The sequence below is a fragment of the Mesorhizobium sp. P2_B11 genome (genome assembly GCF_056404855.1).
Map to the genome: position 1 here is coordinate 34,361 of NZ_JBFUDF010000004.1, position 17,265 is coordinate 51,625.

Here is a 17,265-nt window from a genome sequence, read left to right on the forward strand (position 1 = left end):
CGGTGCATCTGCTGCATGTCCTGGGCTATCTCTACGGGTGTCACGGACAGGCAAAGCGGGGCGTGGCCTACCTGCTCATCGCCGCGCAGCTCGAGCCACGCAATGCCGGCGTGCTGAAGACGCTTGCCCATCTGCTGATACTGGAGGGCGAAGCCGACAAGGCTTTGGCGACGGTTGCCAGGCTGGAGACCATGGACGGGAATGACCATCCGGCTCTCGCTCTCTTGAAGAGCCGCGCCCTGCTCGCGGCCGGCCGCAAGACCGAAGCGCGCAGCGCGCTCCGCAGCTTTCTATCGCAAAGAGGTAGTCAATGACGCAGCGGCTCCTGCAACTCCTGGTCAAGCTGTCTCGCCGCAGCGATCTGGTCGTCGCCGTCCTCCTGCTTTTCGCGGTGGTGATGATGCTCATCCCGCTGCCGACATTCCTCGTCGACATTCTCATCACCACCAACATCGCCATCAGCGTGCTTATCCTGCTGGCGGCGTTCTATGTTTCGCATCCGCTGCAGTTTTCCTCGCTGCCGTCGGTCATCCTGATCGCCACGCTGTTTCGGCTGGCCATCACCATCACGACGACACGGCTGATCCTGCTGCAGGCCGATGCCGGCGGCATCATCACCACGTTCGGCACCTTCGTGGTCGGCGGCAGCATCGCCGTCGGACTGGTGATCTTCATGATCATCACCGTCGCGCAGTTCATCGTGGTTGCCCGCGGTGCCGAACGCGTTGCCGAGGTTGCCGCCCGCTTCTCGCTGGACGCGCTGCCGGGCAAGCAGATGAGCATCGATGCCGAGTTGCGCAACGGCGATATCGACCAGGCCGAGGCGCGCCGCCTGCGCCAGCAGCTCGAACGCGAGAGCCAGCTTTTCGGCGCCATGGACGGCGCGATGAAATTCGTCAAAGGCGACGTCATTGCCGGCATCGTCATCATCCTGGTCAATCTCATCGGCGGTTTCAGCGTCGGCACGCTGCAGCACGGCATGTCGCTCAGTGAGGCGGCCACGACCTATGCGCTGCTTACCGTGGGTGACGGGCTGGTCGCGCAGATACCGGCACTGCTCGTTGCCGTGGCGGCCGGAACCATGGTGACCCGCGTCGGCAGCGCGGATGGAAAAGGCGATCTCGGCGGACAGATCACCAGTCAGCTCCTGCGCGATCCCCGAGCCATTGCACTGGCCGCCATCATCATGGTCGGCCTGGCCCTGGTGCCGGGATTTCCAGCCCTGGTGTTCCTGGCAATCGGCGCCTGTCTCGGGGCCGGCGCCTATCTGATAAACCGTGCGATCAAGCAGTCGGATTCCGAGGACAGCGCCGGCCATGCCGAGGCCAGGGCTGTCGGCGACGACAAAGCCACACTCGCAGCGCCTCAAACCCTGGCGCTGCCTGCGTCCTATCGCATTGTCGTGCATCTCGGACGCGGCCTCGCGCAGGCTATACCGGAGACCGAATTCAGCACGCTCGCCGAAAGCGTGCGCGGCGAATTGTTCGGCGACCTCGGGGTCAACGTTCCAGCCATCGGCATGCAGGTCGACGAGACCGCTTCGCCGCGCGGCATCCGCATCGACCTGGAAGGCGCACCGATACTCGACGAGGAAATCCCTGCCGCGCGCGTCCTCGTCGAAGCCGATGCCACGCATCTCGAACTGCTTGACGTGACATTCGAAAAAGCGTCGCCGGTTGCCGGCGGGCGCAAATCCGTATGGGTCGACGAGCGGCATGTTCACGTCCTGAAGGAGGCAGGGTTCAGCTTCGCGACACCGGCCGAAGTGGCGGCAAGATGGGCGAGCAATGCGCTTCGTCTTTATGCCGGTCATTTCGTCGGCATCCAGGAGACACGCAAGCTCCTGTCCGACATGGAAACCGAGTACGCGGATCTGATCAAACAGGCACAGGAAATCGTGCCGCTGCAAAAGATCGCGGAGGTTTTGCGCCGGCTCGTCGGCGAAAACGTGCCGATCCGCAATTTGCGCCTGATCCTCGAAGCCATCGTCGAATGGGGCCAGCGCGAGCAGGACGTCGTGCTTCTAACGGAAGGGGTGCGCACGGCACTGAAACGCCAGATCAGCTTTCGTTGCGCGGATCGCAACAACATCATTGCAGCCTATGTGCTGCAACGATCAGCCGAGGACATCCTGCGAAAAGCCGTGCAGACCATGTCGAGCGGCACATTCCTGAACCTGTCCGACGACGATGCGCAGGCCCTGGTCGGGGAGATCGAACAGGTGCTGGCGCACAACACCGCCAATGCCGTGCCCGTGGTGCTCGCAGCGATGGATGTGCGGCGCCATATGCGCAGCCTGCTGGTGCACAATGGGATCGAGCTTCCGGTCCTGTCCTTTCAGGAACTGGCGCAGGAATTCAACGTCCAGCCGCTGGCCACGATCACCGGTCGTTCCGGCAAAGCCGCACGCGGTGGTGCGCAATCACTGCCGCCGGCACAGGCAGAGGCCGAGCGAGAGGCCGCTTCCTGAGGACGTTTGGCGCACGGAATAGTTTCGGGGACACAGCGATAAGGTCGAAAGATGAGCCAGGAAGCAGAAGAAAAAACACTGCCGGCTTCCGACAAGAAACTGCGCGATGCTCGCCGCAAAGGACAGGTGTCGCACAGTCGGGATCTTGTCTCGGGCTTTACCTTCCTTGCAGTGCTGGCCTATCTCTACGTCGCATGGCCAATGCTTCTGGACCACGTTCTGCAGCTGGTTCAGACCGTGACCACACAAGGCGGCACATTCGCCGATGTCAGCACGCGAGCCATCCGACAGACCTACTCGGTGCTGATGGTCATCACATTGCCGCTGGTCGCAATCGTTGTCGTGCTCGCCATCGTGTTCGGCATGCTGTCGACGTTCGGCCCGGTCTTTTCCTTCGAACCGCTGAAGCCGCAATTCGACAACATAAACCCGGCAAAGGGTCTTCAGAAAATCCTGTCGCTGCGCAATGTCATCGAATTCGCCAAGAGCCTGATCAAGGTGGTTCTGTTGGCCGGCCTGTTCGCAATTGTCCTGGCGTCGTCGCTGCAGCCATTGTTCGACGCGCCCGGCTGCGGCCAGACATGCCTTGGGCCGACCGTCCTGGCCGTACTGGTGCCGCTCTGCTCTGCCGCGGCCCTCGCCTTCGTCGCCATCGGCGTGGTCGATGTTCCACTGCAGCGCTGGCTGTTTCTTCGCGACATGCGCATGACGGTGAGCGAGTACAAGCGTGAAAACAAGGACCTCGAAGGCAATCCGCTGATCCGCCAGGAACAGCGGCGGCAGCGACGCCAGGCCGTGACGAGGCCGATCAGGCTCGGCGTGAAAAATGCGGTGATCGTGTTCGTTTCCGCCGACCGTGCCGTGGCATTGCGTTACATCAAGGGCGAGACGCCGGTGCCGGCGGTCGTCGCCAAAGGCCAGGGCCGCACGGCTGGCGAACTGGCAGCCCAGGCGCGTGAGGCAGGCATCGTCGTGGCCGAGGATGCGGCGCTCACTGAGGCCCTGTTCGAGGGGGCGCCGATGGGGTCCTATATCAAGCAGGAGATGTTCGCGCCGGTCGTTCGCCATCTCTCCCGCAACGGCCTCACCTGAAGCGCGTCGCGCTGGAGCGTTCGGACGATCATGCTTCAATAGACTCTGAAAGGACCGATATCGGCGCGGCTATCGACATCAGTGATGAGCATGTAGCCGGGCGCGTTGGTGATGAAGATTTCCGGGCGCGCGCGCTGCAGGGCATTCTGTGCGGTGAGGCCCGACGCCCAGAATACAGGAACCTCATCGTCCCTAATCCCGACCGCGTCGCCCCATTCCGGGGCCTCGATGTCATCGATGCCGATGACATCGGGCGCGCCGATGTGGATTGGCGCGCCATGGGCCTGAGGATAGCGAACCGAAATCGCCCTTACCTTGTCGATATCGGCACGACGGATCGGGCGCATGGACACAGCTATGTTTCCGCTGAAGGGTCCGACACGAACTGTCCTGATGCAGCTGCGATAGACCGGCACCTTCAGCCCCATCCTCACATGGCGCAGCTCGATGCCACTTTCGATCAGCCTGTTCTCGAAGGTGAAGGAACTGCCCAGGGCAAATGTGGAAAAATCTCCCCGCCACTCTTTGGTTATGTCCGTCTTCCGGCTCACCAATTCGCCAAACCGGTAGACATCGTACTGCGGCGCGTCGGTGCGCAGATCGATGTCGCCGAGCGCTCTTATGTGGGGCGACCCAACACTGCCCACCGCGACCAGGGGGCATGCCTTTGGGTTTCTGGCGCAGAACTGCTGAAATTCGTGGGCGTATCTGTTCGGGATCACCACGATATTTGCCTGAAGTTTGCCTGCCGACAGACCAGGGGTCCGTCCTACGAATTGCCCCAACCTGATGGAAATGCGCAGCCTTGCCGCGCTCATTTTGCGGACGTCTTCGTCCTTCTTCCATGTGAGTAGCCGGAGAGTTGCGGCGCTCATGGCAACACCATGCGCAGAGCCGTCCCGGCCATTGGCGAGGTTGGGCGCTTTCCGGGTCCGCTTTCCCTCCGGAATGGTTGGATGAGTCGCAGCCAAAAGTCTGCGGAAGACGGCCTCAGACCGCAATCTTCGCACGGCCTGGTCGTGCCATATCGTTTCAGGCATCCGCCCGGCCGGCAGGATGCGTGGCAATGTCGCTGTCTCATTATCGAATTTACAGCGACCGGCATCCTTCTCCCTCGTAGCGCAGGATGGACTCTATGATCTGAGCGGTCTGTGCGCGATACCGCATGAATTGATCCCGATACCGCAGACTGTTGCAGCGGCCTCCAGCAGCCCGATTCCCTGACCCCTCCGGCGCCAGGGCGAGTCTCGACGACATCGTGAGAGGACCTGAACTGCAGGCTGCTGGCGCACGCGCCCCTGGTCGCCGCCGGGAGAATTGCTGTCGTTCTCATCGTGATGGACCTAGACAGAAAGGATCCAGTTAGCCCGTATCGCCGCTTGCCCGGATCGTCTTCAACAATGCCTGTTGCGTTGCTTGCCGGTACCGAACATGGGGATCGCTAAGGACCGCCGGCTTTCTCGACCCGGTAGCCGAATGTCGTGACGAAGCGTTTGCGGTCAGCCGGGCTGATTGCATCCGTGACGATTGTAGAACCGGCGCCGGGAGGGGCGACACGCACCAGTGCGCGACGGGCGAATTTCGAGGAATCGCCGACTGCGAGCACATGCGCCGACCGTGCGATCGCCTGCTGCTTGACCGCCACTTTCTCAAGATCGAAATCCATCAGCGCGCCATCCTCGTCGAAGCCGGAATAGCCGAGCACCGCGTAGTCGAAACGGAAGCGGCCTATCATGGCCAGCGTCGTCTCGCCGGCCAGCGAACCGTCGGCGCCGCGCACCGCGCCACCGAACACGAAGAGATCGATACCGGGGCGGCCGGTCAAAATCGCCGCGGCCGGCAGGCTCACTGTAAAGACGCGCAGCCGCCGCTTCCCACACAAGGCCCGCGCTACGGCTTCGACAGTGGTGCCGACATCCAGAAAGACGATACTGTCCTCGGGAATCAACTCCGCCGCCCGCTCAGCGATGCGCAGCTTGGCATCGGCGGCAACCGTTCGCTTTTCGGAGTAACCCAGACGCACGGACGGCTCGCACACCCCGACGCCGCCGTGGAAGCGCTGCAACAGGCCTTCGGCATCGAGCTTGATGATATCGCGACGCACGCTCTGGGCCGAAACGCTGAAATCGCGGGCCAGCGTGTCGATGGTGGCAAAACCGTGCTGGCTGACGATCTCGACGATGCGCGCCTGCCTTTCGGTAATCTTGTCGTTCAAGCTGGCTTCCATGGGTCCGACCTTGTCGCGACAGCTTCGAAGTGTGTAAGATATCTTCCATGTACTATCGCAGCATGATAAGCCTGCGGCAAGAGGAGAATAATGGTGAGCGAAGAGTTTTTGTGGTCGGCGTCCGAGAAAGCCCTGTTCGGGCCGGACGGCCGGTTCGACGCCTGGGCCATGGTATGGCGCCCCGGCGACACGCCTGCGGACGCAGTTGCCGTCAGCGCGGTCGAGGCGCTGCGCAGGCTGGCCGCCAATGGCGGCATCCGCCGCGTACCGGTCGGCATCATCGGACCGAAAATCGCCACGGACGACGAATTGGCAATGGCCGAACATATAGGCGGCGAGCTGGCGCGGCTTGGCGTGCAACTGTTATGCGGCGGCAGGAATGGCGTGATGGAAGCCGCCTGCAAAGGCTGCAGCGACGCAGGCGGCATGGCGATAGGCCTGCTGCCCGACGAAGAATGGACCGCGGCCAACGACTATGTCGCCATTCCCATTGCCACCGGCATCGGCCCAGCCCGCAACGCCATCATCGCCCGCGGCTGCCAGATCCTCATCGCCATAGGAGGCGGGCACGGCACGCTTTCTGAAATGGCGCTTGGCCTGCATTTCAACCGCCCGGTTCTGGCGCTCGGCAACACGCCTCCGGTCGACGGCGCCACCCTGTGCCAGGATGCCGGCGAGGCCCTCGCCCGCATGGCCGGATACATCTTGAGAGGCCAGAGGCCTAGATTGTCATAAATCTATCACCAGCTGCGGATACATGACGTGATGAACGAAAACTTCCACGCACAGTCATTCAAATCAGAGGGACGCGGTTCGTGCTGCCAGTAACCGTTTTCTATCTGATCTTTCTGGCAGCGCCGATCCTGCTGTTGCTCATGGGTTCGTTTGGCGAGACGTGGAGCAACACGCTTCTGCCGCAAGGTTTTACCGGACGCTGGTATGCCGAGATCGCGGCGGACCCGAGTTTCCGCCGCGCCTTCACGACCAGTCTTCAGGTCGTGGCGGCCACATGCGTCCTCAACATCATCGTCGGCCTGCCGCTGGCCTACGCCATCCATTCGGCAGCGCATCGCGGCCTGCGCTTCGCCGCGCGGCTTGCCGCGCTGATGCCGGTGGCCGCACCCGAACTGGTGCTGGCCTTCGGCTTCATCCTGGTCTTTTCGTCGGACAGCCTGCCGTGGCTCGGCAGTTTCTGGCTGCTCGTCGCCGCGCATCTCGTGCTGACGCTTCCCTACAGCGTCACCACGCTGCTTGCCGATATGGAACAGCTGCGCCTTGCCGACTACGAAGGCGTGGCGGCTTCGCTTGGCGCGGGCTTTGCCCAACGCGCCCGCGACATCGTCGTGCCGCTTCTTGGCGCGAGCCTGACCTCTTCCCTGCTGACGGTGGCGGCGCTGTCGATCGGTGAGTTCCAGATTTCCAATCTGATCTCCGGCTTTCTCTCGCGCACCTATCCGGTGGTGCTGCTGCAGGCGTTTTACGGGGCGACGGGATTTGCCTGCGCGGCAACCGTGGTGCTCCTCGCATTGGCCACCATGGCGTCGCTGGCGAGCTCGCTGGCGGCACGCACGACAGCCGGCGGGAGGGCGGCCTGATGCTTACCCTCGACCAGGTCTCGTTCCACTATCCGCGCGCAAACGGCGGCGTCAACGATGTGTCGCTGAAAGTCGGACCGGGCGAACTGGTCGCCGTCATAGGCGCTTCCGGATCGGGCAAAACCACCTTGCTCAACCTGCTCGCCGGCTTCCTGACCCCGGCTCAGGGACGCGTGATCATCGACGGCAAGGATGTCTCGGCCATGCCGCCGGAGCGGCGCGATCTCGGCATCGTGTTCCAGTCCTACGGCCTCTTCCCGCATATGCGCGCCTGGGAGAACGTCGCCTATCCGCTCAAGGTGCGAGGCGTGACGCTGACCGAGCGGCGCAGGCTTGCGCTGGAGGCAATGGAGCGCGTCGGCATGAGCAATCGCGCCGACAACGCACCGCGCGAACTTTCAGGCGGCCAGCAGCAGCGCGTGGCGCTTGCCCGCGCGCTGGTGTTCCAGCCGCGCGGCCTGCTGCTCGACGAACCGCTTTCGGCGCTTGACGCCAATCTGCGCGTCGAGATGCGCGACGAGATCCTGCGCGTGCAGCGCGCAGCCGGCATCGCAACGCTTCTGGTCACGCATGACCAGCAAGAGGCGCTGTCGATCGCCGATCGCGTCGCCGTGATGCGCGACGGCAGGCTGGTGCAGGTGGCGCCGCCGCGCGACCTCTACGACAGTCCGGCCGATGAGGCCGTGGCGCGTTTCGTCGGCGAGGCCAATCTTTGGCGCTCGACCATTGCGGCCGCGGGTCGCATCGAAACGCCTGTCGGCGTTCTCGCCTGTGACACGGCCGGCCATGCCACCGGCGCGACCGTCATTGCGCTTGTGCGGCCCGAAAGCGTGGTTCCGCTCGGCGCGGATGCCCTGAGACACGTCAACGCACTTGCCGGCAACATCGTCGCCGACCGTTTCCTCGGCTCCACGCGCCGCATCGATCTTGCCGTTGGCAACGGCACGGTGCGGCTGGAAACCCGCATGCGCGAAGACATAGGCGGCGTCGCAATCCCGCCGGACGCGATCCGGCTGCTGCCACCCAGCCAGCAAACCAGTTAGTCAAGCGACAGAGAGGAAATCGCAATGAACACACATATCGGCCTCGGCGCCGCCCTTCTGGCAGCCTCACTGCTAAGCACGCCTGCTTTCGCCTTCGATGGGCCGGAACTCTACCAGGGGGAACAGGCCCTTTACGACGCCGCGCTGAAGGAGGGCATGGTCGTCTCCTTCGACACCGGTCCGACCTGGGCCAACTGGGCGGCCGAATTCAAGGCCTTCAAGACGCGCTATCCGGGCGTCGAAATGGTCTACAACGATCTTGGCTCGGCCGCGACGGTGGTGACGCTCGACAAGTCGAAGAACCGCCCCCAGGCCGACTCCGCCTATTACTTTGCCGCATCGGCGCTCGATGCGACATCCAAGGGCCTGGTGGCCGATTTCAAGCCGGTCAATTTCGAAAAGCTGCCTGACGCTTTCCGCCATGAAAACGGCCAGTGGTTCACGGTCCATACGCTCAACGTATCGTTCCTCGTCAACACCAAGCTGATCAAGAACGTTCCGCAAAGCTGGGCCGATCTCTTGAAGCCCGAATACAAGAATTCCATCGTCTATCAGGATCCGCGCTCGACGGGGCAAGGCCAGGTGATTGCCTTTGCCGCGGCCTTCGGCAATGGCGGCAGCATGGACGACGTTCAGCCCGGCATCGACTATCTCGGCAAGCTGACCGCGGCCGGCAACGTTCTGCGCACTGTCGGCACGACGCCTTACGCCCAGTTCCTGAAAGGCGAGATCCCGATCTGGATCGGCTACGAGAATGACGGCCTGAAGGCAAAGTACACGGACGGCATGGGCGACGACATTGCCGTGGTCATGCCGAAGGAAGCATCGGCCGCCGCGCCCTACGCCATTTCGCTGGTCAAGAACGGGCCGAACCCGAATGCCGGCAAGCTCTGGCTCAACTTCATCATGACCGAGACGGGACAAGGCATCTTCGCCGAAGGTTTCGTGCGTCCGTCGGTGCCTGGCGTCAAACTGCCCGAGAGCGTGGCCGGCAAATTGCCCGACGCCCCGCAACTGAAGCCGATCGATATCGTCAAGGCGACGGCCAGGAAAAGCGAGATCGATGCCGGCTGGGCGAAAGCGGTGCTTGGCCAGTAATCATCGCACCAGTCGCGGTCCGCGAGGCGAACCTCGCGGACCAATCACAACAGGGAACAACGATGTCCGCAAGAACGCCCGCCGCCGTCACCGCGTCATTCGCCGTGCCCGGAGCAGTCGTATTCGGCCTGTTCTTTCTTTTGCCACTCGCCGCCATTCTGACCGAAGCCGCGAGCGACAGCGGTTCCGCTTTCGCCCGCGTCTGGGGCGATCCGACGTTCTGGACCGGCCTGCGCGGATCCATCCTGCTTGGCGTTGCCGCCCCGCTCCTTTCGCTTCTCGTTGGCGTGCCGGTGGCCATCACGCTGGCGCGCCTGTCGCCGCGCATGCGCACCTCGCTTTTGATCGCCATCTCGCTGCCCTTGACCTTCTCCGGCCTGATTGTCGCCTATGGCTTCATCCTGCTCTTGGGACGCGCGGGCTTCGTCACGCTGCTTCTGGCAAAGCTCGGCTTCGACCCGGCGGCGGTCGGCGGCTTCATCTTCTCCACCCTTGGGCTCGGCCTCGCCTATTCCTACTATCTGGTGCCGCGCGTCGTTCTCATCGTGCTGCCGGCCGTGCGCAATTTCGACACCGTTCAACTGCGCGCGGCGCGCTCCCTGGGGGCGAACCCATTCCGCGTACTGGCGGATGTCCTGATACCGCAGATCATGCCTTCGCTGATCGCCGCTTTCTGCCTCACTTTTGCGGTTTCGGTCGGCGCCTATGGTACCGCGCTCGCCCTGGTCGGCACGCAAGTGAACATTCTGCCGCTGCTGCTTTACAGCAAGATCTCCGAGACCGGCACGGACCTGCCGTCGGCAGCCGTCATCTCGATCGTCCTGATGGCAATCTGCGCCATCGCCATCGCCATCGGCGAGATCGTCTTCAGCCGCTCCACGCGCGGCTGACCGCGGCTTGCGCCCCCATCGGGAACGGCATTCGGATCAGAGGCCATGCAAGAGGCAATTATTGCCTCGCAACGCATCGGCTTTGAAATCCGCGCCTTCGTGTGAAGGCACCGGCGCGAGTAGGCTTCGGGCCGTCTGAAAGCACATTCGAAGTGGAAACGCCGTTGACCTCCGCCAACCCGGACAAGACCGTCCTGTTCCTGCTCACCCCGGATTTCGAAGACGCCAAATTTCCGGGGCAGCGCTTCTTCTGTCGTCATTCTGCGCTGGTGGAAGGCGTGCTGACCTCGTTTCCCGGGCTTGCCGATACGATCGACATCAGACGGATCGCTTTCCCCAGGCCGCGCGCCGCAGTGGTGGATCTTGTCGGCGAGACCAATCAGGCGCTGCCCGTGCTGATCTTGCCGGCCGGCGAGACCTCCCCTCACGCCTCTGGCGAGGCCAATGGCCGCCAGTTCGTGTCCGGCGCTGAGCGGATCATCGACGCGCTCGTCGCCCGCGACCTGATCCCTCCGCCGCATCCCTAGAACGGGCGATGATGCGAACTCTTCATGCAGGTCGCGCATTCCAAAGCCGACGTCACACAGGAACGGGTTTTTCTCTCAAAGGCTGAAACTTGGCATGTAGTCTATAAAATCTATAGACTATACCAACTATGATCTCCCCCAGTGAACATGTGGCCGCCGCGCGGCCGACGGTGGAGATCTCATGGCTTATGCACTCAGCCTCCTCGACAAGAGCCCGCTTGCCAGCGGCGAAAGCGCGACCGACGCGCTGAAGCGGACGGTTGCGCTGGCGCAACTTGCCGAACGGCTCGGTTACCGCAGGTTCTGGGTGGCCGAACATCACAATGCCTCCGAGCTTGCGAGCTCCTCGCCGGAAGTGCTGATCGCCTATCTGCTCGCCAACACCAGCCGCATCCGCATCGGCTCCGGCGGCGTCATGCTGCAGCACTACAGCCCCTACAAGGTCGCCGAGAATTTTCATCTGTTGAGCGCGCTGGCGCCCGGCCGCGTCGATCTCGGCATCGGCAAGGCGCCCGGCGGCCTGCCGCTGTCGACGCGCGCCCTGCAAGGCAGAAACGATCCGGCGCGCAGCCGAGATTTCGGCGCGCAGATCGCCGAGCTTGGCGCCTATCTCGACGGCGCCGGCCCGGTCGAAGGGCTGAGCGCCACACCGCGTCCGCCGGTCGCGCCGCAGCGGTTCCTGCTCGGCGCCAGCGTCGAGAGCGCCCTGCTTGCAGCGGCGCACCAATGGGAGTTCGTTTTCGCCCGCCACCTCAATGGCGACGATGACCTGCTCGACGATACCGTCGCCGCCTACCGGGCACAGACCGGTCGCGCGCCGATCATCGCAGTCTCCGTCATCGTCTCTGAGTATTCAGGCGAGGCCGAGGCGCAGGCCGACAAGATCAAGCTGTTCAAGGTGCATGTCCCCGGTGCCCAGAGCGTCACTGTCGGCAGCGAGGAACAGGCAAAGGATTATGCCCGCCAGTTGGGCGCCGCCGACTACAGCATCGAGGCCAAGCGGCCGAGCGTGATCGCCGGAACGCCGGACCAGGTCCGCTCCGAGCTCGACCGCCTGCATGCGCGCTCCGGCAACTCGGAATTCATCGTCGAGCCGGCCGTCGGCGGCCTGTGGCGCCTCGCCACCGCCGAGATGCTGGTGCGCGAGCGGCCGGCGGCCGCAGCCTGAGCAAACAATCCAAGGAGCCTGCCGTCATGAGCAATCAGCGAATTCCCTTCGGCATCATGCTGCAAGGCCCGGGCGGGCACATGAACGCCTGGAAGCATCCGAGCGTGCCTGCCGATGCGAGCACCAATTTCGACTATTACGTGCGCATCGCCCAGCAGGCGGAAGCGGCAGGCATCGCCTTTGCCTTCGTCGCTGACGGGCTCTACATCAACGAGCAGTCGATCCCGCATTTCCTCAACCGCTTCGAACCAATCGTGCTGTTGTCGGCGCTGGCGGTGGCGACCAAGAGCATCGGGCTCGTCGGCACGCTGTCGACCTCCTACAGCGATCCGTTCACTGTGGCGCGGCAGTTCGGATCGATCGATACCGTCAGCGGCGGCCGCGCCGGCTGGAATGCGGTGACCTCGCCGCTCGAAGGCTCAGCAAAAAATTACGGCCGCGACAAGCATCCCGAACACGCGCTGCGCTACGAGATCGCCGCCGAGCACATCGAGATCGTCAAGGGCCTGTGGGATTCCTGGGACGACGACGCCTTCGTGCGCGACCGCCAGGCCGGCCGCTACGCCGATTTCTCCAGGATGCACCGGCTGAACTTCAAGGGCCGCTTCCATTCGGCCGAAGGTCCGCTCAATCTCGGCCGCTCCGCGCAGGGACAGCCCGTGCTGTTCCAGGCCGGCGGCTCGGATGACGGCATCTCACTCGGCGGCCAGCATGCCGATGCGGTGTTCGCCAATGCCGCCGCCTTCGAGGAAAACCGCGAGCTGTCGCGCCGGTTGAAGGAAAGTGCCGTGGCGCACGGCCGCTCGGCCGACCACATAAAAATCTTCCCCGGCATCGCGCCGATTGTCGGCTCGACGGAAGAAGAGGCCGAGCGCAAATATCGCGAGATACGCGATCTCGTCAGCATCCACGAGGCGCTGCTCTATCTCGGCCGTTTCTTCGACCATCACGACTTCACCGCCTATCCGGTCGACGAGCCGTTCCCGGAGCTGGGCGACATCGGCAAGAACAATTTCCGCTCCACCACCGACCGCATCAAACGCGTCGCCAGGGAGAAGAAACTGACCCTGCGCGAAGTCGCGCTGGATGCTGCAACGTCGCGCAACGAGTTCATCGGCACGCCCGAAAAGATCGCCGACCAGCTGATCCGCTGGGTGGACGGTGGAGCGGCCGACGGTTTCGTGCTGGGCTTCCAGGTCATCCCGTCCGGTCTCGACGATTTCGAAACGCATGTGCTGCCCATTCTGGAAAAGCGCGGCCGTCACGCACGCACGCAGATCGGCACGACGCTGCGCGATCATCTCGGCCTGCCGTTCAAGGAAAGCCGCTATGCGCAGGCAGCCTCTCCCGCGGCCACCGAGGAAGCCGCCTGATGACCTTTCAGGCTCCTGCGCGCTCGATCGCATCCGAAGCGGCGATCCTCGATCACGCGGACGAATTCGTCGCGCTGCGCCGCAAGCTGCACAGCGAGCCGGAGCTGGCCTATCAGGAGAAGAAGACCGCGGCACTCGTCGCCGATCGGCTGCGCTCCTGGGGCTATGAGGTCGCGGAAAATATCGGCGGCACCGGCGTGGTCGGCACGCTGCGCAACGGGCTCGGCGAGAAAAGCATCGGCATCCGCGCCGACATGGACGCTTTGCCGATCGTCGAGGCGACCGGCCTGTCCTATGCCAGCACCAATGCGGGCGTGATGCATGCCTGCGGGCACGATGGCCACACCGCGATCCTGCTGGCAGCGGCCCGCCATCTTGCCGAGACGCGCAAGTTTTCCGGCACACTGCGGCTGATCTTCCAGCCGGCCGAGGAAGGCGGCGCCGGCGCCAGGGCGATGATATCGGACGGGCTGTTCGAACGCTTTCCGGTCGACGCCGTCTTCGGCCTGCACAATTGGCCAGGCGTGCCGGCCGGCCAGTTCGCCTTCCTCAGCGGCCCGGCCATGGCCTCCGTCGACCTCGCCATCATCCGCATCGTCGGCAAGGGCGGTCATGGCGCACGGCCGAGCCAAACCGTCGACCCCATCGTCGCCGCCGCCTCGCTGGTGATGGCGCTGCAGACGATCGTGTCGCGCAATGTCGATCCGCTGGAGACGGCGGTGGTCACCGTCGGCACCATCAATGGCGGCATCGCCGCCAACGTCATCCCCGACAGCGTCGAGCTCAAGGTCACCATCCGCACCTTCAGCAAGACGGTGCGCGAGCAGATCAGGACGCGCATCATCGCGCTTGCCGAGGCACAGGCGCAAAGCTATGGCGCGACCGCCGAGGTCAACTATCCGCGCGGTTATCCGACGCTGATCAACCACCCCGAGGAAACCGAGTTCGCCCGCCAGGTGGCGCTCCGGCATTTCGGCGCCGAGCGGATCGAGACGAATTTCCCCGTCATTACCGCCAGCGAGGATTTCGCCTTCATGCTCGAGGCGCGGCCGGGCAGCTATCTTTTCATCGGCAACGGCGACAGCGCCGACCTGCACAGCCCCAACTACAATTTCAACGACGACATCCTGCCTGACGCCGCACGCTACTGGGTGGCGCTGGTGCAGGACTATCTCGCCGCCAACGAGGCTCCGCGGACAAGCGAGCCGGCAACAGGGCCTAAGCCATGACAGACAGCTTTCTCTACACGACGCCGCTCGATCCGCGCGCCGCCCCGCTCATCGAAGCCCTGACCTGGGAATACACGACTCGCTACGGCAATTATTTCGGTGAGCCCGGCGAGGAGATGCGCCGCTATCCCGCCGAACTGTTCGCGCCGCCCAACGGCAATTTTCTGCTGCTGACGCGCGACGGCACAGCAATCGCCGGCGGCGCCTTCAAGCGCTATGACGAGCGCACCGCCGAGCTGAAACGCGTCTGGACACACATCGACCTGCGCCGCCAGGGCCTTGCCCGCACGGTGCTCGTCGAACTCGAACTGCAGGCGGCGCGCCAGGGCTATACGCGACTTTATCTGACCACAGGTTTCCGCCAGCCGGAGGCTGCCGGCCTCTATCTCAACAATGGCTATACCGCGCTGTTCGACACCAGCGTCGATCCCGAAATCCACGGCACGCTGACCTTCGAAAAGGACATCAGCGCGCTGACGCAGGAGTTTGGACCCAATGCGTTCGAGCGCAAGGCTAGTTGATCAGCTGATCAGGTCGCGACTACGACCCGTTAAGATCGAATAGCATAGACGAAATAACTCAGAATCTTTGAAAATATAAAAACGAATGCCGTGAAATTTACCCTAAGCTCGCTAACGTAACCTGAGTTTACTTTTGCTTATAAAGTAATTCTCTGAAATTCCCCTCTATCGGAGCGATGGCGATCCATGACAGTGACGGCCGACATAGGCGAGGCAGTTTCTCCCAGGACCATACCGTTCACTGCGGATCGTCAGGGGTACAGGGTGGTACCGGCCAGGCATCCCTGGCGCGTCGTCGGTACGGTCGTCGCCGTCGTGCTGATCTTCTTCACGCTGCAATCCATCCTGACCAATCCGCGATGGGGCTGGGACGTCTTTGCCCGCTTCTTCCTGTCCGAGCCGGTGCTGGTCGGCCTTGGCCGCACGCTGCTTCTGACCGTGCTCGCCTCGGCCCTCGGCTTTTTCCTGGGGACGTTGCTCGCATTCGCCCGCGTCTCCGCCTCGCCGCTGCTGTCCGGTGTCTCATGGGCCTATATCTGGCTCTTGCGCTCCATCCCGCTGATCGTGCTTTTGCTCGTCCTCAACAATCTCGGCTATCTCTACCCGACCATCGATGTCGGCGTGCCGTTCACCGGCCTTTTGTTTGCGCAGTACAACACCGTCGAGATGTTCACCCCGTTCTGGGTAGCGGTGGTGGGGCTGAGCCTCAACCAGGCCGCCTTCTCGGCCGAGATCATCCGTGGCGGTATTCTCTCCGTCGACCAGGGCCAGCATGAAGCGGCGGCGGCACTGGGCCTGTCGCGTCGCAGGCAGGCGCTGAGCATCGTTTTGCCACAAGCCATGCGCGCCATCCTGCCCAGTGGCTTCAACGAGATGATCGGCTTGGCCAAGTCGACCTCGATGGTCTACGTGCTGGCCTTGCCCGAGCTCTTCTACACCGTCCAGGTCATCTACAAGCGCAATCTGGAAGTGATCCCGCTGCTGATGGTGGCGACCATCTGGTACCTCATCATCATGAGCGTGCTGTCGATCATCCAGCTCGGCATCGAGCGGCGCTTTTCGCGCGGCGCCGTGCGCACGCCGTCCGGCCCGCTGCTGCCCAGCCTCTTTGCCTTCCTGTCCGGGCGTCGGTCGGTACCAGTGGCCACTCCGGGGCCCTTTGTCCCGGCGCCTGCGACCACGGTTCGCAAGCCGCTGGTGACTGCAGGCGAAAAACTGGCGCGGCGCGGGGTCGGGCGCATCGAAATCCGCGACGTCTCCAAGAGTTTTGGCTCACTGACGGTGCTCGACGGCGTCGATCTCGATCTGGCGCCCGGCTCGGTGACGGCAATCATCGGCCCATCTGGCGCCGGCAAGTCGACGCTGCTGCGCACCATCAACCATCTCGAGCGCACCGACACCGGCTTCGTGACCATCGATGACGAGTTGGTCGGTTACCACCGCGACGGACATACGCTTTACGAGCTTAAGGAAGCGGCGATCCGCCGGCGTCGCTCAGCCATCGGCATGGTGTTTCAGAACTTCAACCTGTTCCCGCATCTGACGGTGATCGAAAACATCATCGAAGCGCCTGTCTCGGTGCAGGGCGTCGCACGCGACGAGGCGATCGCGCTGGCGCGGGACCTGCTTGCCCGCATCGGCCTGCCGGAGAAGGCTGACGCCTATCCGCGCCATCTGTCCGGCGGCCAGCAGCAGCGCGTTGCGATCGCCAGGGCTCTGGCGCTGAAGCCGAAGGTGCTGCTCTTCGACGAGCCGACCTCGGCGCTCGATCCCGAGCTCGTCGGCGAAGTGCTCGATGTCATCAAGGAGCTGGCGACCTCGGGCACGACGATGGTGATCGTCACCCATGAGATCGGTTTCGCCCGCGAAGTCGCCGACACAATCGTCTTCATGGAAGGCGGCAAGATCCTCGAGGTCGGGACGCCGGCCAGGGTCTTCACCACGCCCGTCCACCAACGCACGCGCGAGTTCCTCGCCAAGGTTCTCTAGCGCGCAAAACATTCAGGAAAACGCGCCGGCGCCATGTGCGAAC

At 63.5% G+C, this 17,265-nt stretch carries 16 protein-coding genes; 14 read left to right on the forward strand and 2 right to left on the reverse strand.

Going from position 1 to position 17,265, the window contains the following annotated elements:
• The first annotated feature begins 2 nt into the window (after positions 1-2).
• The 3 genes from AC1DYJ_RS13755 to AC1DYJ_RS13765 are packed head-to-tail and all read left to right on the forward strand — an operon-like array spanning position 3 to position 3,562.
• Positions 3-314: a tetratricopeptide repeat protein gene (locus AC1DYJ_RS13755; RefSeq protein ID WP_477426114.1), complete on the forward strand. Its 312-nt coding sequence runs from the start codon at positions 3-5 to the stop codon at positions 312-314.
• Positions 311-2,470 carry a type III secretion system export apparatus subunit SctV gene (gene sctV, locus AC1DYJ_RS13760; protein ID WP_477288449.1) on the forward strand — a complete coding sequence of 720 codons (2,160 nt, stop codon included), beginning with the start codon at positions 311-313 and terminating at the stop codon, positions 2,468-2,470. Before AC1DYJ_RS13755 ends, sctV begins: the two co-directional genes overlap by 4 nt.
• A gap of 51 nt (positions 2,471-2,521) precedes the next feature.
• Complete coding sequence (locus AC1DYJ_RS13765) at positions 2,522-3,562, forward strand: EscU/YscU/HrcU family type III secretion system export apparatus switch protein (RefSeq protein WP_477288447.1); 1,041 nt, start codon at positions 2,522-2,524, stop codon at positions 3,560-3,562.
• 35 nt (positions 3,563-3,597) lie between these two features.
• On the opposite strand, the gene AC1DYJ_RS13770 is transcribed toward AC1DYJ_RS13765, so the two are convergent.
• Positions 3,598-4,629 (reverse strand): putative hydro-lyase, encoded by a 1,032-nt coding sequence (locus AC1DYJ_RS13770; protein WP_477288445.1) that lies wholly within the window; start codon positions 4,627-4,629, stop codon positions 3,598-3,600.
• A 374-nt stretch (positions 4,630-5,003) separates the two neighbouring features.
• Entirely contained in the window at positions 5,004-5,777 is a 774-nt protein-coding gene (locus tag AC1DYJ_RS13775) for a DeoR/GlpR family DNA-binding transcription regulator (protein ID WP_477288443.1), read from the reverse strand.
• Between the two features lie 105 nt (positions 5,778-5,882).
• On the opposite strand from AC1DYJ_RS13775, the gene AC1DYJ_RS13780 reads away from it, so the two are divergent.
• The 11 genes from AC1DYJ_RS13780 (at position 5,883) to AC1DYJ_RS13830 (ending at position 17,222) form a co-directional block, all read left to right on the forward strand.
• On the forward strand, positions 5,883-6,524 hold the full coding sequence (locus AC1DYJ_RS13780; protein ID WP_477288441.1) for a TIGR00725 family protein: 642 nt from the start codon (positions 5,883-5,885) through the stop codon (positions 6,522-6,524).
• A gap of 80 nt (positions 6,525-6,604) precedes the next feature.
• Positions 6,605-7,384, forward strand: a complete 780-nt coding sequence (locus tag AC1DYJ_RS13785) for an ABC transporter permease (protein ID WP_477288439.1) — start codon at positions 6,605-6,607, stop codon at positions 7,382-7,384.
• Positions 7,384-8,427 (forward strand): ABC transporter ATP-binding protein, encoded by a 1,044-nt coding sequence (locus AC1DYJ_RS13790; protein WP_477288437.1) that lies wholly within the window; start codon positions 7,384-7,386, stop codon positions 8,425-8,427. Before AC1DYJ_RS13785 ends, AC1DYJ_RS13790 begins: the two co-directional genes overlap by 1 nt.
• 24 nt (positions 8,428-8,451) lie before the next feature.
• Positions 8,452-9,525: an extracellular solute-binding protein gene (locus AC1DYJ_RS13795; protein WP_477288435.1), complete on the forward strand. Its 1,074-nt coding sequence runs from the start codon at positions 8,452-8,454 to the stop codon at positions 9,523-9,525.
• A gap of 62 nt (positions 9,526-9,587) precedes the next feature.
• On the forward strand, positions 9,588-10,415 hold the full coding sequence (locus AC1DYJ_RS13800; RefSeq protein ID WP_477288433.1) for an ABC transporter permease: 828 nt from the start codon (positions 9,588-9,590) through the stop codon (positions 10,413-10,415).
• A gap of 164 nt (positions 10,416-10,579) precedes the next feature.
• The gene (locus tag AC1DYJ_RS13805) at positions 10,580-10,942 is read left to right on the forward strand and encodes a DUF3088 domain-containing protein (protein WP_477288431.1); all 363 of its coding nucleotides are present in this window, start codon (positions 10,580-10,582) and stop codon (positions 10,940-10,942) included.
• A 181-nt stretch (positions 10,943-11,123) separates the two neighbouring features.
• Complete coding sequence (locus AC1DYJ_RS13810) at positions 11,124-12,110, forward strand: MsnO8 family LLM class oxidoreductase (protein WP_477288429.1); 987 nt, start codon at positions 11,124-11,126, stop codon at positions 12,108-12,110.
• A gap of 26 nt (positions 12,111-12,136) precedes the next feature.
• Positions 12,137-13,483 carry an LLM class flavin-dependent oxidoreductase gene (locus tag AC1DYJ_RS13815; protein ID WP_477288427.1) on the forward strand — a complete coding sequence of 449 codons (1,347 nt, stop codon included), beginning with the start codon at positions 12,137-12,139 and terminating at the stop codon, positions 13,481-13,483.
• Positions 13,483-14,712, forward strand: coding sequence for a M20 aminoacylase family protein (locus AC1DYJ_RS13820; protein ID WP_477288425.1), 1,230 nt, complete (start codon positions 13,483-13,485; stop codon positions 14,710-14,712). The genes AC1DYJ_RS13815 and AC1DYJ_RS13820 overlap by 1 nt, the downstream gene beginning before the upstream one ends.
• Complete coding sequence (locus AC1DYJ_RS13825) at positions 14,709-15,233, forward strand: GNAT family N-acetyltransferase (RefSeq protein ID WP_477288423.1); 525 nt, start codon at positions 14,709-14,711, stop codon at positions 15,231-15,233. Before AC1DYJ_RS13820 ends, AC1DYJ_RS13825 begins: the two co-directional genes overlap by 4 nt.
• Before the next feature lie 186 nt (positions 15,234-15,419).
• Positions 15,420-17,222, forward strand: a complete 1,803-nt coding sequence (locus tag AC1DYJ_RS13830) for an amino acid ABC transporter permease/ATP-binding protein (protein WP_477288421.1) — start codon at positions 15,420-15,422, stop codon at positions 17,220-17,222.
• The last annotated feature ends 43 nt before the right edge of the window (positions 17,223-17,265 follow it).